Source organism: Bifidobacterium vespertilionis (assembly GCF_008698145.1).
Classification (GTDB): domain Bacteria; phylum Actinomycetota; class Actinomycetes; order Actinomycetales; family Bifidobacteriaceae; genus Bifidobacterium; species Bifidobacterium vespertilionis.
Window position 1 is genome coordinate 186,391 of sequence record NZ_RZNZ01000004.1, and the last position, 23,188, is coordinate 209,578.

General features: G+C 65.9%; 11 protein-coding genes. 7 read left to right on the forward strand and 4 right to left on the reverse strand.

Going from position 1 to position 23,188, the window contains the following annotated elements:
• Window positions 1-72 precede the first annotated feature (72 nt).
• The 6 genes from EMO90_RS04530 to EMO90_RS04555 all read left to right on the forward strand — a co-directional run bounded on the left by EMO90_RS04530 (window position 73) and on the right by EMO90_RS04555 (window position 11,852).
• Window positions 73-2,391 (forward strand): extracellular solute-binding protein, encoded by a 2,319-nt coding sequence (locus tag EMO90_RS04530; RefSeq protein ID WP_150353436.1) that lies wholly within the window; start codon window positions 73-75, stop codon window positions 2,389-2,391.
• A 345-nt stretch (window positions 2,392-2,736) separates the two neighbouring features.
• Complete coding sequence (locus tag EMO90_RS04535) at window positions 2,737-4,062, forward strand: ATP-binding protein (protein WP_150353437.1); 1,326 nt, start codon at window positions 2,737-2,739, stop codon at window positions 4,060-4,062.
• A 330-nt stretch (window positions 4,063-4,392) separates the two neighbouring features.
• Window positions 4,393-5,682 (forward strand): glycoside hydrolase family 28 protein, encoded by a 1,290-nt coding sequence (locus tag EMO90_RS04540; protein WP_150353438.1) that lies wholly within the window; start codon window positions 4,393-4,395, stop codon window positions 5,680-5,682.
• A complete protein-coding gene (locus EMO90_RS04545) occupies window positions 5,679-8,474 on the forward strand; it encodes a family 78 glycoside hydrolase catalytic domain (protein WP_150353439.1) in 2,796 nt (931 codons plus the stop codon). The genes EMO90_RS04540 and EMO90_RS04545 overlap by 4 nt, the downstream gene beginning before the upstream one ends.
• Before the next feature lie 305 nt (window positions 8,475-8,779).
• The gene (locus EMO90_RS04550) at window positions 8,780-10,666 is read left to right on the forward strand and encodes an SGNH/GDSL hydrolase family protein (protein ID WP_190971942.1); all 1,887 of its coding nucleotides are present in this window, start codon (window positions 8,780-8,782) and stop codon (window positions 10,664-10,666) included.
• A 67-nt stretch (window positions 10,667-10,733) separates the two neighbouring features.
• Window positions 10,734-11,852: a glycoside hydrolase family 88/105 protein gene (locus EMO90_RS04555; RefSeq protein WP_150353441.1), complete on the forward strand. Its 1,119-nt coding sequence runs from the start codon at window positions 10,734-10,736 to the stop codon at window positions 11,850-11,852.
• Window positions 11,853-12,085: 233 nt separating this feature from the next.
• On the opposite strand, the gene EMO90_RS04560 is transcribed toward EMO90_RS04555, so the two are convergent.
• Window positions 12,086-15,391, reverse strand: coding sequence for a glycosyl hydrolase 115 family protein (locus EMO90_RS04560; RefSeq protein ID WP_190971943.1), 3,306 nt, complete (start codon window positions 15,389-15,391; stop codon window positions 12,086-12,088).
• A gap of 304 nt (window positions 15,392-15,695) precedes the next feature.
• Here EMO90_RS04560 and EMO90_RS04565 point away from each other — a divergent pair, with 304 nt between their 5' ends.
• The gene (locus tag EMO90_RS04565) at window positions 15,696-16,934 is read left to right on the forward strand and encodes a trans-sulfuration enzyme family protein (protein WP_150353443.1); all 1,239 of its coding nucleotides are present in this window, start codon (window positions 15,696-15,698) and stop codon (window positions 16,932-16,934) included.
• Here the strand turns inward: EMO90_RS04565 and EMO90_RS04570 are convergent.
• The 3 genes from EMO90_RS04570 to groES form a co-directional block, all read right to left on the reverse strand.
• Complete coding sequence (locus EMO90_RS04570; protein ID WP_190971944.1) at window positions 16,931-21,430, reverse strand: transglutaminaseTgpA domain-containing protein; 4,500 nt, start codon at window positions 21,428-21,430, stop codon at window positions 16,931-16,933. The two genes, EMO90_RS04565 and EMO90_RS04570, sit on opposite strands and share 4 nt — an antisense overlap.
• Before the next feature lie 62 nt (window positions 21,431-21,492).
• Window positions 21,493-22,605 (reverse strand): AAA family ATPase, encoded by a 1,113-nt coding sequence (locus EMO90_RS04575; protein ID WP_223849675.1) that lies wholly within the window; start codon window positions 22,603-22,605, stop codon window positions 21,493-21,495.
• Window positions 22,606-22,775: 170 nt separating this feature from the next.
• On the reverse strand, window positions 22,776-23,069 hold the full coding sequence (gene groES, locus EMO90_RS04580) for a co-chaperone GroES (protein WP_150353445.1): 294 nt from the start codon (window positions 23,067-23,069) through the stop codon (window positions 22,776-22,778).
• Window positions 23,070-23,188 lie beyond the last annotated feature (119 nt).

The window sequence follows — 23,188 nt, forward strand, 5'->3', positions numbered from 1 at the left end:
TTCATTGTGCGCGCGTGACGGCAAAATCCGAATTTGTTGACAAATGTTGACAGGCGGGGATAGATTGAAGCCATGAGCAAGGACGCCAAACCCACCATCTATTCCATCGCCAAACGCCTCAATCTCAGTCCCTCCGCCGTTTCCCGCGCGCTGAACCACCCCGGCCGCATGAGCGAGCAGACCGAGGAGCTGATCCGGCGCACGGCGCACGAGATGGGATATGTGAAGGTGAGGCAGCTGCGACGGCCCGCCTCGAATCTGGTGGCGGCGCTGACGCCCAACCTGTCCGACCGCAAATCGGAGGCCCTGCTGAGGGCTGCGAAGCGGCGACTGGATGCCCGAGGCTTCCATACGCTGATCTTCGAGGAGACCGATATGGTCACCGGAGACGGCCTGTCCCCAAGGTTCCTGGAATCCGGAGCGACCGGCGCCATCCTCTACCATCCACTGAACCTGTCCGGCCAGGAGATCCTGAAGCTGGCCGGACAGATGCCCGTCATTGCGGTGGATCGCAATGTTCCCCGTGTCGTCGGCGCGCAAATCGATCCGGATCAGGCCACGGAACAGGCCCTTGACGCATTGCATGCGATGGGCCACGCCGGTCTGGTCTATCTGCAACGGGAAACGCCCACATGGGTCTCCGAACATGTAGGGCAGCTGCTGGCCAAGGGGTGCGCGGCCCGCGGCATGCAATTCCGCGTGCTGCGCAACTGCCTGTCCGTGCCGCAGGCCGGATCGGGTACATTGGAGCGGTTCCTGCGCAATCCGGCCAGCGCAGTCTTCGCCTCCACCGGCAACATCGCGGCCGGTTTCGCGGTCGCCGCGCAGAGACGCGGCATCCGCATCCCACAGGATCTTTCGCTCGTCATGCTCGGCGACAACCCCCATGAAAGCGTCATCTCCCCCGTCATCGCGCAGATCACCGAGCCGATGGACGATCTGGGCAAACAGGCCGCCGAAACGCTGATCGACATGATCGAGGATCCCAGGCACCCGCGGACCATCGATCTGCGCCAGCCCTCATGCTTCCTTCCGGGTGCCAGCATCGCCAAGCCCAACACCCGGCGCAGCGCACCGGCCTCCACCATCCGCGAGGACCCCCTGCACATGCAGACCAGCGAGCGCATCACGCTCACCGTGCTGTCCTCCTCGATCCGGGACCTCGAGCCGCTCATCGAGCGCTACCAACAGGAGCATCCGAACATCGAGGTCCAACCGCAGAAGGGCGGCATGGCCGATTTCGATGGCAATACCGCCAATCAGAACGGCACACTCGGCCAGGAAGGCACCTTGGCCGAATACCGGCGGCGATTCCGCCACAACGAGGACGTGCCGGATCTGCTGGTCACCGAATACCGCAACCTGCCCCAGTTGGAAAGCGACGGCATGCTCCTCAACTTCTCCGCGCCGCTGATCGAGAACACTTACAAGCCCCGCTTCCGCGACGACTGCTGGCAGGCCGTGCACCGCCAGGCGGGACTGTACGGCGTGCCCTCCAATTACGGCACCATGGCCATGTTCTATCGCACGGACATTCTGGACCGGTTCGGCGGCGCGCCGCCGCGAACATGGCATGATCTGATCGATCTGGGAGCGAGGATCCACAATGAGGATCCGGCGATCACACTCACCTGGCTGGACACCATCTACACCTCGCACTATGCGGCGCTGCTGCGCATGGGCGGCGAAGACCTATGGCAGGTGGACGACGACGCCGATCGCATCGATCTGCGGCTCAACACCGCGTGCGCGCGCAGAACGGCGGCGCTGCTGCAGGACGCCATCGACAGCGGGGTGATGCATGCGGGCCCCTTCACCGGGCATGAACGAGACGAGGCCCTGCGCAGCGGCAACTTCCCCATCATCGTGCATGCCAACTGGCAGTCGGACAACATCGCGCGCGTCTTCCATGACTGTCCGGGCCTATGGAAGGTCGCCATGCCGCCATCGTTCGGGGAGGCGACCCAACTGCACAGCGCGATGATCGGCGGCGGCGCGATTGCGATCAGCAGCAAAATCCCCTCATCCAAACGCGCGGCGGCCCTGCATTTCGCGTTCTGGGCGCAATCCAACCCCACGGCCGTGGATCTGATGTCGCCGCGAACGCTGTCCGCCACGCAGTACTTCCAGCGCAGGGCGCAGATCGAGCAGCGCATCGACCCGTTCTTCCAGCAGCAGATCCTCCCGATTTTCCTCGAATCGGCCTCATTGGCCCCGCCCGCGCACTATCTGCCGTTCAGCACGCAGACCGAAATGGCCTTCCAACGCACGATGGTGCCGTTCCTCAAACCGGGCGGCGCCTCGCAGAATCATCTGGCCGACTGGCAGGAGCAGCTGGCCGCCTACGCCATCTCGCGCGGCTACACCGTCGCCACGCACGACGACGAGTGAGCGGGCGGGGATGACCCCGTCTTCCAAGCGAAGCGGGACCGGCTTCGTCATCCTGAGCACTGAGCCGTGAAACGGACAGCCCAGCGAGCTGTCCGTAGGCGAGGGGAGCCGCCGCCAAGGCGGCGACGGTCCGGCGGAGTCGGACACAGCGGAGCCGAAGGATCCTTAATCCTACACATCAAGTTAAGGATCCTTCGCTGCTGCTCAGGATGACGTGGCATGCAACCCAGTTCGTCCGGCCTTCACACACGCATCAAGCTGAAATAAATGTCAAAACCAACATTTATTTCCGGAAATAAATGTCAAGTTGTACACTATTTTCAGTAACTGTAGGCGGGAGGAATCATGCATAGGCACATAGACGCACGCTTGGATGCCTGGCGCCAATCAAGCAGACGCAAACCGTTGGTGCTGCTCGGAGCACGTCAGGTGGGCAAGACCTATGCCATCACCCACTTTGCCCAACGCGGCTTCGATGACATGGCCTACGTGGACTTCTCCCGCGATCCAAGGGCGGCAGCGATCTTTGATAATTCCATCGCGCCGGCGAATATTGTCCGTGGGCTGGAGCTGCTGCTGCGCAAACCCATCGACCCGGAACGCACGCTGATCGTGTTCGACGAAGTCCAGCTATGCGAGCAAGCCCTGACCAGTCTCAAATACTTTTGCGAAGACGCTCCCCAGTATCATGTCATTGCGGCAGGCAGTCTGCTCGGCGTCAGGGTGAACCGGAGCCGGTATTCCTTCCCCGTTGGCAAAATCGACATGATGACCCTCCACCCCATGGACTTCGAGGAATATCTATGGGCACGGAATGACCAGCGACTGGCCGACGCGATCCGCCAAGCCTGCGAACAGCCCTCACACCCGTTCGTCTTCCATGATCGGTCCATGGATGCCATGCGCGAATACATGCTCGTGGGAGGGATGCCCGAAGCGGTCGACGTTTACATGAACGAGCGGGAATCCCCGTTGGATGCGCTCGACTCCGCGCGCACGGTACAGAGGAACATCATCACCGCCTACACGGCGGACATGGCCAAGTACACCACCGCCAGGGAAACACAGCGCGTGGTAGAGGCCTGGAACAGCATTCCAAGGCAACTTGCACGGGAGAACCACAAGTTCCAGTACAAGGCGATCAAGTCCGGCGGGCGTGCAAATGCCTATCAGGGAGCACTGTCATGGCTGGTGTCGGCGGGCATCGTTACACGATTGACGCAGGTCAGTGATCCCATCGCACCACTGAAAAGCTTTGAGGATCCATCCGCATTCAAAATCTATCTGGCGGACACCGGCCTGTTGTCCTGCCTGTACGATGCCGTGCCGGAGGATCTGCTGCCCATGGACAACAAGGTTGCGGCCTTCCGAGGCGGGTTGAACGAGAACGTGGTGCTTCAGCAGCTCACCGCGCGCGACGCGCATCCATATTACTGGGGTACAACCAGCAAAGCCGAGGTGGAATTCGTGGCGCGTGATCACCATGGAGACGTGATTCCGATCGAGGTGAAGTCCGGTCGCAACGTCACGGCCCGCAGTCTGAGCACATATCGGGATAAGTATCATCCACCGTACGTCGTCCGCATCAGCGCGAAGAATTTCGGTGAAGATAATGGTTTCCGCAGTCTTCCCCTGTATGCCGCCTGGGTGCTTGGAGCACAGCTGCGGTAAGCTCCCTGCCGCCATCCCGAGCCAAGGCCACAGTGCGCGGAATCAAGGATCCTTCGCTGCGCTCAGGATGACTGGGGTTCTTATGTCATCCTGAGCGAAGCGGGACCGGCTCCGTCATCCTGAGCGAAGCGGGGACCGGCTCTTCTCGTCATCCTGAGCGAAGCGTAGCGGAGCCGAAGGATCCTTAATCCTACACATTAAGTTAAGGATCCTTCGCTCCGCTCAGGACGACGTCCACTCGCCCTTGTTGACAGATGTTGACACCCGCCGTGCCGAAAACGCCTAGAATGGCCGCACATGCAAGGACGCACGGAAAGGTGTTGACAGATCATGACAACACTCGCATACACCCCTCAGCAGTTCGGCGCGGCGGCCGATGGCAGGACATTGGACACCGCCGCGCTGCAGGCCGCCATCGATGCGGCGGCCGACGCCGGAGGCACCGCGCTTGTTCCCCCCGGAACCTATCTGACCGGTTCGCTGTTTCTGGGCAGCGACATGGAACTTCATCTGGAGGAAGGTGCCGTTCTGCTCGGCAGCACGCGCCGCGAGGACTATGCCACCCGCCGTTCGCGCGTGGCGGGCGTGGAGATGGACTGGCCGGCCGGCGTGATCAACGCCTTCGGACAGCGCAACGTGCGCATCACCGGCGACGGCGCGATCGACAGCAACGGCCCGGTGTGGTGGGACCGCTACTGGGGACCCGATCGCAAGGGCGGCATGCGCGCCGACTACGAGCGCCGGGGCCTGAGATGGGCCGTGGATTATGACTGCGAGCGCCCGCGCAACGTAATCGTGCACGAATGCGAGAACGTGGAGCTCACCGGCTTCATATCCCGCCGATCGGGCTTCTGGAACGTGCATATCTGCTACAGCTCGGACGTGCACGTGGATGGGCTCACGATCACGGACGGACAGGGGCCGAGCACGGACGGCATCGACATCGACTCAAGCCGGAACGTGGTGGTGGAGCGCTGCGTGGTGGATTGCAACGACGACAGTATCTGCCTTAAGGCCGGTCGCGACGCCGACGGCCTGCGCGTGAACCGGCCGTGCGAGCATGTGGAGGTGCGCGACTGCCGATTCCTGCGCGGCGCGGGCGTCACACTCGGCTCGGAGACCTCCGGCGGCATCCGGGACGTGTTCCTGCACGACATCACCTTCTCCGGCACCGCTTGCGGGTTCCGCATCAAATCGTTCACCACGCGCGGCGGCACGCTGGAGGGCATATCGGCATCCGGACTGTACATGGATGGCGTGCGCACGCCGTTCGAATGGGATCTGGCCTGGCACCCGGCCTACAGCGCCTGCACGCTGCCGGAGAGCTGGGATGGTCCCATACCAGAACGATGGAAGGTGCTGACGGCGCCCGTGCCGGCCGATCTGGCCCTGCCCAGCGTACGGGATATCAGCGTGTCCGGCATACAGGCCACCGGCTGCGGGCAGGCGTTCATGATCCGCGGCCTCAAGGAGTCGCCGATCAGCGACGTGCGATTCGACAACGTGCGCGTGGAGGCCGGCGCGTTCGGCTCCATCGACGGCATCGACCGCTTCGACGTGACCAACCTCAATTTCACCCTCAATCATGATGCATTCAGCGCAAAGGAGCATGTGGCATGAGCGACGCAGCCATCATCGGAACCCCATACGGACTGACCACGGACGATGCGGATGCACCGTGGAATGCGGCCGCGCGACCGCGTTTCGCATGGATGATGCGGACGGCAACGACGGACGGGGACACAGCGGTCCGGCAGGGCGCCTATGAGATCGCGGTGACCGACGACGTGACCGGCCGTGAGCTCTGGCGCTCCGGGCGCGTGGCGTCCGGGGAGCAGTCGAATGTGCGCTACGCGGGTCCGGCTCTGGAGCCCGGACGGCCGTATTCGTGGCGCGTGCGCGTGTGGGACGGGGACGGGACGCCGACCGCGTTCGGCGGACCGGCCCGTTTCGCCGTGGGGCTGGTGGATGATGACTGGCGGGCCTCGTGGATCGAATCGTCAGAAGCGCTGGATGCGATCGCGAAATGGGTGCCGGCCCGCGAGGACAACCGGGGACCGCACGGCTTTGAGCCGGGACGATCGGATACCGGCAACGTGTACTGGTATGCGCGGTCGGGCGCATCGGCGGAGGCCGTCGCCCCGCCACAGGACGCGCGTGCCGGTTCCCCGATCGTCCGCGCGATCGCGTACGTCTGCTGCGCGCACGATTACGAGCTGCATGTGTGCGGCAGGCGGATCGGCCGCGGGCAGAATTTCGACTACCCGTCCGAATCGCGCTATCAGGCGTGGGACGTGACCGATGCGGTGACCGCCGCAGTCTCCGGGACGCCCGGCGCCAACGACTCCGGCTTCCCGGCGATCGAACTGCTGTGCCGATGGTACGGCGGCGGCCAGGGGCGCTGCCCGGACACCAAGCCGGCGCTTCTGGCGCACATGATCGTATGGCATGCCGACGGCGCGCGGCGGGATCTGGGCACGGACGGATCATGGCTGGTCGCGCCCGGACCGTACGGCGGCGATGTGCTGCGCAACGGCGAGGGCGATTTCGTGGAGACGTGGGACGCGAACAGGGCGAATCCCGCCAAGTGGCATCCGGCCGTGGTGCTGGGAGCCCACCCCTGCGCCGATTTCCCGCATCTGACGGCCGAGCTGGGCCATGTCACGGACATCCCGACCGCACCGGTCTCGGTCACGCGACTGAGCGACGGCACCACGGTGGCCGATTTCGGGCGAATCATCACCGGGCGGTTCTCGGTGGATTTCCCGGCCGGCCTCGCCGCCGCGGCTTCAGGCGATCCGATCACCCTGCATGTGGGCTATGAGCTGGATGAAACCGGTCATGTGAAAACCGACGCGCACGACCCGGCCAACCAGGCCTCGGACCTGCGGTTCATCGTCACCCCGCCGGCGGACGGACAGGCATTCGCCTACAACGCCTGGGACACGCTGTGCTTCCGCTACGTCACCGTGCCGCCGCTGCGCGACGCCGCCGAACAAGCCCTGCCTCTGGCCGGCGATGCGATTCGCGCGCGCATCGCCCACGCCGAAGTGCCAGCCGATGGACGGGCCACACTGGCCACGTCAAACCCCATGCTGGACCGGGTGTTCGAGCTCATGAGCCATTCGGCGCTGCACTGCACCACCAACCAGTTCATGGACACGCCCACCCGCGAGCGAGGCCAGTTCCTGTGCGACGGGTTCAACATCAGCCGCGCCACGATGGTCGGCTGGCGAGAGCGTGCCACCACGGCCAAGGCGATCCGGCAGTTCCTCGATTCGCAGACCCGCTGGTGGTCCGGCCGCCCGGAGGATTCCGGCAAGTACAACAGCGTGTATCCGAACGTGGATCTGGGCCGTGACATCCCGGATTTCACGCTCATGATGCCACGCTGGGTGCGCGAGTACTACATGCAGTCCGGTGATCTGGATCTGGTGCGCGAGGCCATGCCGTACTTGGAACGCACGGCCGACTACCCACTGCGATCGGTCGCGCAGGATGGACCGCTGGCAGGTCTGGTGGTGGAGCTGGACGGCGGCGGAAGCTCCCCGAAGGCACCGTATTACCACGGCATCATCGACTGGCCCAAGCCGGGTCGTTTCGGGTATGACGCGGATTGCGCGGCGCGCACGGTCATCAACGCGCTGGCATACCGGGCGCTGGACGACGTGGCTTGGCTGGCCGGCACCGTGGGCGACGGCGCATCCGCATCGCGGCGGCGAGAGCAGGCGCGGGCCCTGCGTGAGGCGATCAACGCCAAATTGTTCGACGCGCACGGCCGCGGCCTGTACATGGATGGACTCAAGGCGGACGGCACGCCTAGCGATCATGAAAGCCAGCACGCGAGCTCCTATGCGCTGGCGTTCGGCATCGCGCCGGACGATCCGTCCGCACGCGCCAAGCTGGCCGATCACGTGGCTTCGCTGGGCATGAAACAGGGACCGATGACCGCGGACGTGCTGGTCAAGGCGCTGTGCGACGCGGGTCGACGGGACGCGGCCGTGCGGCTGCTGACCAATCCGGACGACTATGGCTGGGCACGGATCATCCGCGACTACGATGCCACCTTCACCTGGGAGCAGTGGCAGTATCCCACGCTCGGCACCGGTTCCAGCCAGTCGCACGGCTGGGGAGCGGCCGCGCTGCAATACGTGGTTGAGCGGATTCTGGGCGTGGAGGTAACCACGCCGGGCGCCGCGACCGTGCGCATCGATCCGGCCCTCGATGCGCTGGACCGCATCGAGGGGACGGTGGCCACCCAGCGCGGGCCGGTGGGCGTGCGATGGGAGCGCGGCGACGAGGCAGGTCGAGGCACCTTGCACGTCGATCTGCCGGCCAACGTGACCGCCACGATCGCACTTCCCAGCGGCGACGTCACCGTGACCGGCGGGGCGCATGACTTCATGTACTGAGCGAAATGGGACCGGTCTTCCCGTCATCCTGAGCACTGAGCCGTGAAGCGGGCAGCCCGGTGGGCTGTCCGTAGGCGAAGGGAGCCGCCGCCAAGGCGGCGACGGTCCGGCGTAGCCGGACACCGCAGCGCGGAGTCGAAGGATCCTTGACCTTCACACCTACCCTGCCATGCAATATTGCGCGCAACGTTAAGGATCCTTCGACTCCGGCCTAACGGCCTCCGCTCAGGATGACATAAGAGGACCAACCGCCATTCAGGATGAAGGACCACGACCTTAGACCACATCACAGAGGAAGGAACAACATGATCACCTACGACTTCATCAAACAACCGCACGACGGCCTCGTTACGCTGCGCACCTACCCAAACCCCGCGCCGGGCTGGGTGGACGGCATCTACCGCTGGCGTGAACCGGTCGTCGAGCCGCTGCCCGCAAGCCAATCCATCGGCCCCATCCGCTTCACCACCTCTCACGTCATGGACACCAGCGAGGCGCTTGAACCGTCGGATCCCAACAGCGCCGGCACCTACACGTACATCAACGCGCCCGTGCTCACGCTGCCCGCGGACGCCAAAACCTACCGGACCGCACTCACCGTGTCCAACCCGGGCGCATCGGACGCGTCCTTCATCCCGGTGATCAACGATCTGGCCTTCTACGAACCGTTCACCGTGCCGGCGGGCGGCGAACCCATCACCGTCACCTTCGACGCGATCCTGTCCAAGCGCCTGTTCGACCTCACCTTCCGCGCGGTGCCCGGCACCCCCGAGCCGGCCACACTGGATCTGCACGCCATCGCGATGGAACCGGTCGAGACCACCCCGCGCGAGCATCCGCACGTCTACGTGATCTCTGATTCGATCACACAAACCTATTTCGATCACGAGCGTCCGCAGGCGGGCTGGGGTGAGGAACTGTTCCGCTATCTGTTCCCGGGCCGTCAGGCGGTCATCCAGCGCGATTTCGGCGGCTCGGCCGTGCAGTCGCGGACCATCAGCTCCACCGACGGCACGCTGGTGATCCACAACCGGGCGCTGGGCGGGCGCAGCTCCAAGTCGTACATCAACGAGGGTCGCCTCAACGAGGTGCTGCGCGAGATCCGCGCCGGCGATTACCTGATCTTCCAGATGGGCCCGAACGACGCCAGCCGCAACCGGCCCATGCGCTACGAAGGATTGGAAGGCTATCTCGACTGGGTGAACCGCTACATGGTCTCCGCCGCCGACCGCGGGGTGATCCCGTTCATCGTCTCGCCCACGCCCACCTACGCGTTCACGGGCGAGCACGAGCTGCGCCTGAGCTTCGGCGACTATGGCAAGCTGGCCATGCAATACGCGCGGGAGCACGGCATCGCGCACGTGGATCTGGGCGAGATCGGGCGCAAGCTGGCCGAACGGCTGGGGCGGGAGAACGGACGGATCCTGCACATGAAGTTCTCCGCCGGACAGTACGGGAACTTCCCGGACGGCGTGGACGATTCCACGCATCTGAGCCGGCTGGGCGCGCACAAGTACGCGGGGATCGTGGCGAAGGGCTTCGCCGAATCCTTCCCCGAGCACTTCACCTTCACGCCGGATCCGGCACTGGACCCGGTGCCCGCGCCAACGGATTTCACCGCGCAGGTGGAGGATGATGGCCGCAAGCGGTTCGGGCGCGCCACCAAGCTGCGCTGGCCGGCCGTGCCCGGTGCCGAATACTACCGGGTGGTCCGCCGCGACGAGACGGGTGCCGAGGTGTTCCGCACGGTGACCATGGCGCACTGGTACTACGACATGCCGCAGCCGGGGCAGTCGGACACGGCCGTCTACGAGGTGACCGCATGGCAGGAGGATCGTTCCTCCGCGCCGGCGACCATAACGGTCACGCATCACTTCGATCTGGACGCCACGCCGGACACGCGTATCACGGGCGTGAACCTGTACGAGATCGACCAGACCACCTTCCCCGGCAAGATCGCGTTCTCCGTGCGCTTCGCGGCCCGTCCGGACGCCGATCGCTACCGGATCGTGATGGTCAACACGGCCACTAACGAGACCAAGGTGCTCGCCGAACTGCGCGAGGCGCAGGTGGATGGGCTGCACAGCTTCCGCGTCAACCGGGAAACCACACTGACCATCCATGTGGAGGGCTCCAACGCGAACGGCGACCAGTACCGCAGCGACGCCGTGGCCCTGCCATGGCGGGACTGAGACCGAACGATCAGCATCACCGCCCAGCATCAGCACCAAGCATCACCGCCCAGACAAAGGAGTCCCCATGAGTCGTCTTTCCGTCAATGCCCAACCCGTCGACTATGCCGTCGCGTCCGTCGAGACCATGATGCGCGCGTTCGCCGCCGCCGATCTGCCGCCGCGCAACCATTTCCACTATCATCAGGGCGTCTTCCTGTCCGGCGTGTACCAGACGTATCTGCTCACCGGCGACGAGCGTTACTTCGACTATGTGCGCAACTGGGTCAACGCCGTGGTTGCGCCGGACGGATCCATCCCCAGCGCGGAACCCTCCCAGCTCGACGACATGCAACCGGGCATTCTTCTCTACCCGCTGTACGAGCGCACGCGCGACGAGCGCTACCGCCGGGCCCTCGACCGGATCGCGCACACCCTCCGCGATTTCCCGCGCAATTCGGACGGCGGACTGTGGCACAAGGCCAACAGCTGCCCGCATCAGCTCTGGCTCGACGGCCTGTACATGGGTGGCCCCGTGGCGGCCCAGTATGGCGCCGAATTCGGGCATCCCGAGTACTTCGATCAGGTGGCCCGCCATACGCTGACGATGCGCGCCCACACCGAGGATCCCATGACCGGCCTGTACCGGCATGCCTATGACGAGTCCCGCCGGGCGCGTTGGGCGGATCCGGAAACCGGGCTCGCGCCGTGCGTGTGGGGACGATCGGTGGGATGGGTCCCGGTGGCGGTGCTCGACGATCTCGACTTCATCCCGGCGGATCATCCCTCCCGCCCGGCGCTGGAGGCCATGGTGCGCGACCTGCTCACGGCCGTGCTCAAGGTACAGGGACCGGATGGCCGCTGGTGGCAGGTTCTGGATCGGCCGGGCGACGAGGGCAACTGGCCTGAGACCTCCTGCACGTGCCTGTTCGTGGCGGCGCTGTGCAAGGCGGTGCGCGTGGGGATTCTGGACGAGTCTGCCTTGGAGCCGGCGAAGCGGGGCTACGAGGCGGTAATCGCCAATCTCGGGCATGAAACCCGGCCGGACGGCACCAAGGACCTGATCGTGGACGGCGTGTGCATCGGCACCGGCGTGGGTGACTACGACTTCTACTGCGCCCGACCCACCAGCACCAACGACCTGCATGGCATGGGGGCCTTCCTCATCATGACCGCGGAGGTCCAGCGGGTCTGGGGGAAGATGTAGGGCCCTCCCGCGCTCTTCCGTGCGATTCCCAGTTCACATTTTTTCGGGCCCCTCAAATTGTGAACTGGAGCATGTTCATTCGCACATCGGTTTTCGCAGAATTCCGCTATTGTTCACCCACGGCGATGTCCGGTTTTGTGCGTTTCCGGTTCACGATTTTTCAGGCGTGGAAAATCGTGAACCGGAAACGAGCTGAACCGGGCTGGCAAACCCAGCAAACCCAGCAACCCTGCTCAGCCCAATTCGGGCGGCAGTGCGGCCGGCGCAATCGGACGGCCGGCGAAGACCATGGAATCCCCGGCATCCGCCTTCGACGCGACCGGCGATTCGGCGGGACCGATCAGCCCATCGCCCAACGCGCCGGGAACCGTTTCGATCATGATCGCGGCAAAGGCGATGGAGGCATCGGACCGATAGACCACCACATCGTGCCAGCCCGGCGTGGGCACGTCGATCGTGAAGTCGATCGGCTCGACCATGCGCATGATGTTGGCGGCCCACCGCGGCCCGCGCCAACGGTATTCGCCCTCAAGGTTGGCCCGGCTGGGCGGTACGTCGTCCAGACCGATCGCGGTGCGGCAGGTGAAGGGAGGCTCCTCCTCGTACTCGTAATCGCCGCACTTGACGTAGTTGTCGCAATTGGGGCCCTCGTTGAGGGTGGGGATGCGCAGGAATACGCCGTGGAACCGGCCGGCGGACGTGAAGTGCACACGGTAACGGGCCTGTGCGGTATGGGCGAAGTCAGCCGGATCGACGTGATCGGCGTCATCGGGGTATGCCTTGAGCGATCCGACGCGGGGACCCAGCGAGGGCACCGCGGCCCAATGGGCGCCATCCTCCCCGGCGACCAGTTCGCTGGCATGAGGCGCGTCGATGATCACCAGCCCGTTCGCCTCGGCGAACACCGGGCCGGAAATCCCGGCTTCGTCGACGGCATCGTCCGCATCCACGGGAGCGATCGCACGCGGTTCGGCGATCACCGTGAACACGGCGGAAGGAGCATCGGCGTCGCGCCCGGATGCATCCACGGCGATCACGCGGATCGTGCCGATGGCCGGAGCCGCGCCGGAAGCCACCGCATCCAGACGATCATAGTCCACGCCCACGGTCACGCGGCGCTCGGCGGCGACCACACCCGCATCGGCGGACAGCACGATCCACGGATCGGCTTCGATGCGCCAATCCAGCGGTGACAGACTGCGGTTGAACACGTCGATGTAGTGCAACCCACCGAACGCCGCCGAGAACCGCAGCGTGCCGCTTCCGGCCGCCCACCGGCCCTCCGCGCTGGCACCCAAGCGGACCGAGATCGGCGCATCATCCCCCAGTGACGCCACGGGCGCGAACTTCGACTCGTCCAGCACCAGAATGCCCTCGTTGCTGTTGTACGGATCGCCGGCGATCGGGTGCGAATGGCCGATCGCATGGTCCCACTTGCCGCCGTTGACGGCCCAGTACCTGTGCTCCAACTCGTCGATCCGGGTGGCCGCCTCCAGGGACAGCCGCTTGTATGCCGCGGCGCTAACGGCACGGCCCTGCGCCGCCGCGAGACGATACTTCCAGAAGTAGGCGTATTCGCGCGCCACCGCCGCATAGGAATGCACATGATGGCCGAACTCCAGATACAGCGCGGCCGCATCGTCCTCGGACAGCCCGCCGGCCACACGGTCCACCACGGCCTCCAATGCCGACGTCCGTTCCACCAAACGCAACGCCTCGTCTCCATCCGCAACCGGTGAGAGGGGGTACTCCCACTTGCGGTTGAAGCCCACGGAATGCGTGTTCACGGGGTTGGCGACGCCATAGAACTCAGCCCGCTTGACGCCGTTGAGACGCGAGTAGTCGTCGATGGCGGTGGCCAGCTCATCCGCGGCGGCCGGCGAGGCGTGGAAGTCACGACGGGCGTGCGCGGCATACAGGGCCGGCAGCCCTGCGGACTCAACCAAAGGAGGCCTCCAGGCGAGCTTCGCGTACAGTTCAAGCCCGATCTGCCCGGGCGTGATGTCGCCCACGTTGAGGATCCAGAAGCCCGTGGCGCCGGTGAAGTACGCGCGGCGCAGCTCCTCGGTCATGAGCGCGTATTGGATGGAGTTGAGCCACAGCCAGCTCTTGGGGTATCCCCAGTACGAGTTGTGGTAGTACACGCCCGATCCGCCGGCACGGAGACGCTCCTCGGCCGTGGGGATCTGGCGCAGGTAGCCGTAGTTGTCCTCCGCCCACATGAGGATCACGTCGTCCGGCACATGGTCCTTGAGCCCGTGGTTGTACAGCTCGCCGATCTCCTTGTACGGCACGAAGACCTGCGCCACCGCGTCCTCGGCGCCGAACACCTCGGCTATGAGCTTGCGCTGCTCGCGGATCACGTCGGCCATCATGGCGACCTCGGTGCCGAATGTGGTCTGCAGATCGGCGCAGCGGTAAGCGCCGTCGTGAATGCCGCGGATGCCCAGCGGATACACGTTCTCATAGTCGCGATTGCGTTCAAGGGCGCCACGCCAGTAGTCCAGAATCGCGTCCTTGTGGCGCGTGTAGTCGAAGGCATCGGCGGCGGAATCGCCCTTCCAGTCGTAGTCGTCCCGGTGCTCCTCGAACCACGGCTTCCACTCGCCCACGTTGTTGCGCAGCATCATCTCGCAGTGCGACGCGGAGACGACCACGCCGAAATGATTCGCCTCCTCGGCGTTGATGGGCGTGCCGTCGGGGGCGAGCGCCTCGTTGAACGCAGCCGTGCCGGGATGCATGGCCGGCCACAGCGCGTTGAGCTTGAGACGCAGCAGGAGTTCGAAGACGTGGCGGTAGAAGTCCACGTTCGGCGCGCGGTGAGCGGACGGGCTGGCGGGGAACTTGCGTTCGCACCATTCGATGGTGCGCTCCTCGTCGTTGATGAAGATGCCGCGGTAGCGCACGTCCGGCCCCTCGTCCACCACGGGATCGGGGAACAGGACGGCCGCATCCAGCACGCTCCCCGGGGCCAGCACGGAAACAGGGGCGTCCGCGTACCAGCACCACGGGGAGACGCCGATCCGCTCGGACACCGTGTAGATGCCGTAGATCGCGCCGCGGGCGTCGGAACCGGCGATCACCAGCGCGCCGGCGAGCCCGGAGCCGGGCAGGGGATCCTCGACCACGCGGATCGCATAGGACTCCCATCCGCCACGGATGGCGTCCGCCTCAGGCAGTTTGCCCGATTCGACCAGCCCATCCAGCAGTGCGCTTTCGCCGAGCACGCCCACGATGATCGCGAAGGGCGCGTCCACCGATTCGGCCGCCACCCGACCGTCCTCGGCCGCAACGAGCCTCGGCGCGCCGGCACCGGCGCGGGCAAGACGATCCAGGCGATCGGACTCAGCGTCCACGAAGGCTCGCTGGACCTCGTGGAAATCGATCGTTCCATTCACCATGGCCAGATCCTGCCGCAGATCGGTCACGGCGCGCATCACCTGCGCATACGACCGTTCGGCGAACGGCCCGTTGTTATACGCCGCATCCACGATCACGGGCGCGGCGGCGCCTCCAGCGAGCAGCAATCCTGTGGTCATTGTCCCCGTCACACTCCCTTGATATGCGGAATCTATGTTGTCTTCGGTCCATAGTGCCCATTCTCGGCGCGCTTGAGGGTGGATTGCCATTTATTGACAACTTGTTGCCCGTGTTTGGCATGAGATTGGCCCCGCCAACGGGCGCAACGCAACCCGAGCCGCATGCGCCCGCCATATGCGCGCCCGTTAATTGCGCGCCCGCTATACCAATCCCCTATAGATGGCTCTCAATGCTCGGAAATCCGCCATTCTGCAGCATTCCGCCTCGATTGCGCGGACCGCCCGCCCGTGGGACAGTTGACCCATGACTTCAGATCTTGTGCATTCCGGACAATCATTCGACGACAAGCCCCTGGGCTTCGGCACCAAGGCGATCCACCTCGGCAACGGCGTGGACAGGGAGACCGGCGCGATCCGCCGCCCGATCACCCTGGCCAACGCCTACGCCCTGCCCTACGATCCGAGCGACATCAACTGGTCCAGCTCGGACGTGAACCTCTACACGCGCAATGGCCACCCCAACCAGCGTTATCTGGAGGCGAAGCTCGCCAACCTCGAAGGCGCCGAGGACGCGGTGGTGCTCGCCTCCGGCGTCGCGGCGCTGGCGGCCACGTTCACCACGTTCCTCAACCGCGGCGACCATGCGATCTTCTCCGATACCACGTACATCGCCGCCTACCGCCTGCTCAACCAGATCCTGCCGGAGAAATACGGCATCGAAACGTCGATCGTGGACACCTCCGACCCGCAGAACGTGGAAAAGGCACTCAAGCCCAACACGAAGCTCGTGCACATCGAGACGCCCGCCAACCCCACGCTCAAGGTGTCCGACATCGCCGCGATCGCGCAGCTGGTGCACGACCACGGCACGAAGACCGGTGTGGAGACGCTCGTAAGCGTGGACAACACGTTCAACTCGCCGTTCAACGTGCGCCCGCTGGATCTGGGCGCGGACATCGTGATCGAATCGCTCACCAAGTACATCAACGGCCACGGCGACGCGCTGGGCGGCGCGATCGCCACCACCAAGGCCCGCACGGACGAGATCCGCTTCACCGCGCAGGTGAACTACGGCGGCATCATCTCGCCGTTCAACGCCTGGCTCATCAACCGCGGCTCGGTGACCCTGCCCCTGCGGATGAGGCAGCACAACGCCTCCGCGCTGGCGATCGCCAAGCATCTGGAGACGATCCCGGCCGTGCGGTTCGTGAGCTACCCGGGTCTGGAATCCCATCCGGGCCACGCGGTGGCAGCCTCGCAGCTGGCCCGTCCGGACGCCGGATTCGGCGGTGTGCTCGCCTTCGGGCTGGACACCGACCACGACGGCCACAACCGCTTCGTCTCGAAGCTCAACGTGATCACCTCGGCCGTCTCGCTGGGCCACGACGAGAGCCTGATCGTGTTCCTGGGCGAGGACGACGAGCGCCAGTACCTGTACCCGCCCGAGTTCCACCGCGGCTTCTTCCGCTTTGCCGTGGGCCTCGAGGACACGGACGATCTGATCCGCGACATCGACCACGCCCTGAAGGAAGCCGGGTTCTAGAGCCCGGACCGGAACAGGGATCGCGGCACCAGCCGCTGGACCGTGGTGAGTCTGCTCCGCAGCGATTCGAGGATCTGCGGCACGGCGGCATCCAACGGCTCCACGGGCGACGACGGGGCACCGTATGCGGCGGCGATCGCCCCGTCCGCCAGGGTCGCCAGTCTCAGCCGCTCGTCCGGGAACCGTTCGGCGATCAGCCGCTGCACATCGCGGTCCGTTGCCGTCGCGGGCCATGACAGCCCCGCATCCCGCGTGCAATCGGCGGCCTCGGCCCATGCGGCCCGCCACGCCCTGCGGTTCAGGGCATCGTCGTCGCCCACCGCGATGGCCTGATCGATCAGCCGCATCCGTCCGCGGCGTCTGCGTGCGCGGATGCCGGCCGGGGTCAACGCCAGCGCGCAGGCCAGAGCAAGACCGAACAGCGTCCAGAGCGTCACCACTGCCCATTGCGGCAGCTCGACGCGGCTCTGGACGGTGGCGGTGCCGGTGGTTTGGGCGGCCGCATCGGTGGATTCGTCCGTGGTGGTCTCCTCCTCGGTGGCGGTGCTGGACTCGGAGGCCGACGCGGAGGCCGACGCGCTGGAGCTGGATGCGCCCGCCGAGGGGTTGATGGTGGTCACGCCCGTGTCGTCGCTCGATTCGATGTCCGTGCCGTCGGCGGACGGGGTCACATCGAACGGCACCCAGCCGATGTTGTCGATGTACACCTCGGTCCACGAGTGCAGCTGCTTGGCCTGCACCTGGTATTCGGCGCTGCTGCGGCCTTGGTTCACCAGCCACGGGATGAACGCGTCGCCGTTCCCGGAACCGCCGTAGGCGCCGGAGCCCGGATCGTCGGAGCCTCCGGTCGTGGACGTGTCCCCGACCGCGGCACCGCCCTGGTTGTAGCCGAGCACGATGCGCGTGGACAGTCCCAGCCCGCGCGCGAGCACGGCGAGGGCGGTGGCGTAATGCGTGCAGTAGCCGGACTTGTCCACCAGGAAGTCGTCCACCACTTCGAGATTGTTGCGTCCGTTGCCGTCCGGCTGGGTGAGGGAGTAGACGAAGCCCGGCTGGGAGAAGTAGTTCACCAGCCAGCGCATCGCGGCCACCTGCGCCTCCTCGGTCGTGCCGTCGGCGGGCACACCGGCCGCCTTGGCCTCCTCGATCACGGCCCTCACATGCTCGGGCAGCTGGCTGGGCAGCCCGCCGTAACGGCTCCTGAGCGAGGCGCCCGTGCCGGTGTCGTACAGATCCTGCGGGGTGATGCTCACGCGGCGGGAGGCGGTGATGCCGCTCAGCCCCGAGCCGGAGCCGCTGGAATCGCCGCCATAGCCGTCATAACTTCCGCCGGAGCCGCCATAGCCGCTGGAATCGCTGCCATAGCCGTCATATCCGTACCCGCCGTAGTAGTTCGATCCGCTGCTCCTGGCCGGGATGAGGCCATACCAGTTCGAAGGCGCGCCGGCGTCGTCCAAAGCCTGCTTGTATTCGTCGCTTTTCTGCACGGTGTACCGGCTCATGGCGGCACCGTCGAGCCGCAGCACCAAGGCAAGCCTTGTCTTGCTGCTATTGCCCGCCTGCATGATCAGCTCGTCTCCGCTGAGCGCCAGCTTCCTGCGGAACGCCGAGTTGAACGACACGATCATGCCGTCAAGGTAGCGCATCGGGTATTCCGCATTGGAGATGAGCTGGCCGTCGGGTCCCGTGAGCCGGACCATGGCTCCCCTGCCCGAGGAGCCGTTCAGCGCGGCGTATTGCCCGTCGTCCGCCCCCTGCACCACCTCCGTGCCGATGCGGACCACCAGATAGTCGCCCACGATCGTGCCGTAGCCGGATGCCGCCAGCGCGCGACGGGTGGCTTCACGGTCCGCGGCGCTTATGCTGTCGGTGCCGTAGTAGTCGATGTACGTCTTGCGCAGATTGTCCAGCGCGGTGAGCTGGCCGAAGCCGGCATTGCCGGAGATCGGGGAGATGTAGGCGCCAGACGCCGAATAGTTCATGCCCGAAGATGTGAGCGTGCCGGTGCTGAAGATCGTGCCGTCGTCGGCCTGGTACCACGATCGCTGGTCCCTGTTGTCCACCCCGCTGATGGAGGTGGCATTGCCCACCACGGGCAGGAAGCGCGAGGCGAGCGAGTCGATGCTCACGTCGGCGGAGCCCCTCATGCCGACCAGCGAGCGCAGATCATCGTCGCTGTACCCGATGTCCGAGTTGCCGTAGCTGCTCATGATCGCATACCACGTGCGCATGAACGGATCCAGATCGCGCACATCGTCGGAGGGCATGCCGGACAGCCCCTGCATCAGCGGATCGGACTTGGGACTGGAGCCGAAGTTCGGTCTGCCGCCGTACAGGCCGCCGTCGGAGGCGAGCTGGGGATCGTATTTCCACGTGTCGCCGTTGAAGTCGTCCAACGTGGCGAGGCGGAAATAATACGGGCTGCCGGTGCGCGAAGTGTAGGTGAACACCGTGGCCGATGATCCGGTGTTGAGCCCGCGTTTCAAATCCACCATCGGATTGACCGTGCTGGTGGAGAACAGGCCGCCAGGCGTGCCCACGGCCAGCGGGATGGCGATCGCCAGACTGGTGGCGGACGGCGTGAGGGCCAGCACGATCGCGGTCGCCACGCCGGAGGCGATGACCGGCAATGGGGCTATGGCGCGCACGGGCACGGTGGACCACAGCAGCAGGAGGGCCGCGCATACGGTCACGCCGATCATCGCGTACGACGGGGTCTGCCCCACGAACGCGAACGCCGTGGACATCACGGCGACGGGCACGACGGCGAGCGCGGGGGCGGCGACGGGCTGGACCAATGCGCAGCGCAGCAGGATGGCCGCGATCGCGCCCGCGCCGATCAGCAGCACGTCCGCATACGGCCCCACGGTCAGCGGCGGCAGTTGGACGTACAGCTCGTTCATGCCTGCGCCGATCGCGTCGGGCAGCAGCTCGAAGTTCCAATGGGCCACCTGCTCGATGATCCGCCCCTGTTCGTCGGCCACCTGTTCCATGCGCCGGCCGATCACCCACATGCCGGTGATCGCATGGATGCGCACGATCATGGCGCCCAGCGAGACGATCACGATGATCAGGGACCCCACCAGCACACGGCGGGCCGATCGCCACGCGGTGGCTGGCGGGAACAGCACGGCCTCCACGGTGACCGCGATGAGCAGGACGATGGAGGTGATGGGCCAGAGGCCATGCAGCTCGACCACGGGCTTCAGGGCCAGCAGCGTGACGACGTGCAGCACGATGAGCGCGGCGGCGGTCGCCACGCGCGACCGCACAAGATGGCGGCGCCACGGATGACGCCCGGCATCGTCGTCGGATGCCACTGAATCGGCCTGGACCGCGGAACCACCCGAATCGATGGCGATGCATGGGACGGCCGCCCGATCGCCGTCCTCCTTGGCCGGGCCGACCGCATGCACGCTGGTCCTGCTCCCGAGCGGGGATGCGTCAAGGGCCGCGGAAAGCGGGGTGTGATCCGCGGCGGCCACCAGCACGATCCGCAGCGGGTGGCGCTGGGCTGCGGCGAACTGCGCGATCGCCGCCACCTGCCGCTCGACGGTTGGTGCGGACGAAGCGGCCTGTGAACCTTCGCCGGCACCGGCCTGGTCCCACGGACGCATGGCGGCGAGGAACCGCGTGGCCTCATGACGATCGCCATGGAAGATCTCGCCATCGGACACCACCACCTGCAGGCCCTTGCCCTGCGTGGCCCGGAGCCGCTGGAGGGCGTAGGCGGCGGCCGCATCCAGATCGGCGGCCATGTCGATCACCAGCAGCGTCGTCACATGCACATCGCGGTCCGACTCGCGGGTCATGAGCTCGCCGCGGTGGGCCGTGTGACGCCAGGAGATGAGTCGGGGCGAATCGCCGGGTGCATACTGGCGCACGCTGCTGGCCATCTCGCCGGCTGACTGGTCCTGCAGCCGGGCGTCGGAGGCTAGCGAGATCTCGGCTCCACCGCCGGACTCGGCGGGCAGAATCATCGTCTCCCCATCGTCCGGCAGCATGAGACGCTGGCGGATCAAACCGAATGGGTCGGACCATGTGGCCGCGATGCCCGCATGGCGGTACAGGCCGCGTTGCTCCGGCGGCTTGCCGGCGCCCCGCCCCACCACGCGCCCGCGCTGGTCGAGCCGCTCCCATTGCAGCGCCGCGAACATGCTGTGCGGCAGTAGAAAACGCTTCCATCCACGCGCGGGCACATAGGCCACCAATCCGTCGCGCGTCTGCGGCAACTGGCTTGTGGCCATCACCGCACGGGCCAGATCGGCCGTCACGAACCGACGCTGCAGCAGGGCGATCGCCAGCGAGGCCAGCAGGGCCAGCCAGAGGGCCAGCGTGGCCGCGGAGAGCATGCGATCGTCCAGCAGGATGGCCAGAAAACAGCACAGACCGCCCAGCGCCAGCACGAGGAATCCCGATGGCGTGGGACGCACGATCCCCCGGCCATGCCAGCGCGGGGCATTGCGGTCACGCCCGGGTTGCCGTTTGGAGGACATGTCTCGAACGGATCGTTTGTCTTGCTGGGACCGCTTGGATTCTGCGCCGGCGCGTGGCATGGCTACCGTCCGTCCACGCGTGGCACCGGAACGTGATGGAGGATGTCCTCTACGATCGAACGGCCGGTGACGCCCGCGGCGGCCCCGAACGCCGCATCCGGCAACACCAGACGATGGGCCAGCACCGGGACGGCGAGCGAGCGAACGTCGTCGGCGAGCACGAACGAGCGGCCGGAGACCAGCGCGCGCGACTTGGCCATGGCGGCCAGGAAGAGGCTGGCTCGCGGCGATGCACCGTAGCGCACGTCGGCGCGTCCCCGGGTGGCCGTGGTGATCGAGACGATGTAGTTGGCCACCGGCTCGCTCAGATGCACATGGTCGGCGGCCACGCGGGCGCCGGCGATCGCGTTCACGTCGCACACCGGCCTGAGCTGGTCCAGAGGGCGCTTGGAGTAGGCGCTGGTGAGTGTGGCCGCCTCCGCCTGGGCGCTGGGGTAGCCAAGCGACGTGCATGTCATGAAGCGGTCAAGCTGGGCCTCGGGCAGCGGAAACGTGCCCTCCAGCTCGATGGGGTTCTGCGTGGCCACCACGAAATACGGCTCGGGCAGCCGGTAGGTGACGCCGTCCACGCTGATCTGCCCTTCGGCCATGGCCTCCAGCATGGCGGACTGGGTTTTGGGGTTGGCCCGGTTGATCTCGTCCGCCACCACGATGTTGGCGAACAGCGGGCCGGGATGGAAGTTGAAGCGCTGGGTGGACTGGTCGTAGATGCTCACGCCGGTCAGATCGCTCGGCAGCATGTCCGGCGTGAACTGCACGCGGCGCACCGATCCCTGGATCACCGTGCCGAGCGCGCGGGCCAGCGTGGTCTTGCCCACGCCGGGCACGTCCTCCAGCAGCAGATGGCCGCCGGCCACCAGCGTGGTGACGGCCAGTTCGATCGGCTCGCGCCCGCAGGAGAGCACGTCGGAGAGCGCATCGATCACCGCACCCACCGTGGCGGTGGCCTGAGCCGCATCCCAAGCAAGTGGGCTCGCCGACTCGGACGCCTGACCGGATGATGCCGACGCCGGCGCGACGTGACGGCCGGGCTGCGCGGGCTGGACCGGCTGCGCGGACGATACGGTCCGGCCTACCCCGATGTTCTGAAGTCCCTCGGTGTGTTCGGGCATCATTGTCCCCCTCTGGTTCGTTTCATCCAGTGTAGCGCCGGGCATGCGAATTTCCCCGAGCGCGCAACGCCGCGGACGCCCGGAATGCCCGCGACGCCCCAGAACGCGGCAACCCCGCCGATCGCACGAAGCGAACCGACGGGGTTGTGGAAAATCTCGAAGCGAGACGCGAATCAGCCGAGGATGGCCAGAATGTCGCGGGCGGAGACGATCAGGTAGTCCTCGCCCTGGTAGTGGACCTCGGTGCCGCCGTACTTGGAGTACAGGACCTTGTCGCCCACCTTGACGTCGACGGGGATGCGCTCGCCCTTGTCGTCACGACGGCCCGGGCCGACGGCCAGGACTTCGCCCTGCTGCGGCTTCTCCTTGGCGTTGTCCGGGATGTACAGGCCGGAAGCGGTCTGCGTCTCGGCAGCGGCCTGCTTGATGATGATCTTGTCTTCCAACGGCGTAAGTGCGATGGACACTGTGTGCCTCCTCATGCAACAGAAAACCAATAGTTCCCGCGCCAAGGCCCTAGGTAAGAGGCTGACGATCACTTGACCGGAACCCTCACGCGCTACCCCATACTGTAGCGCGAATTTAG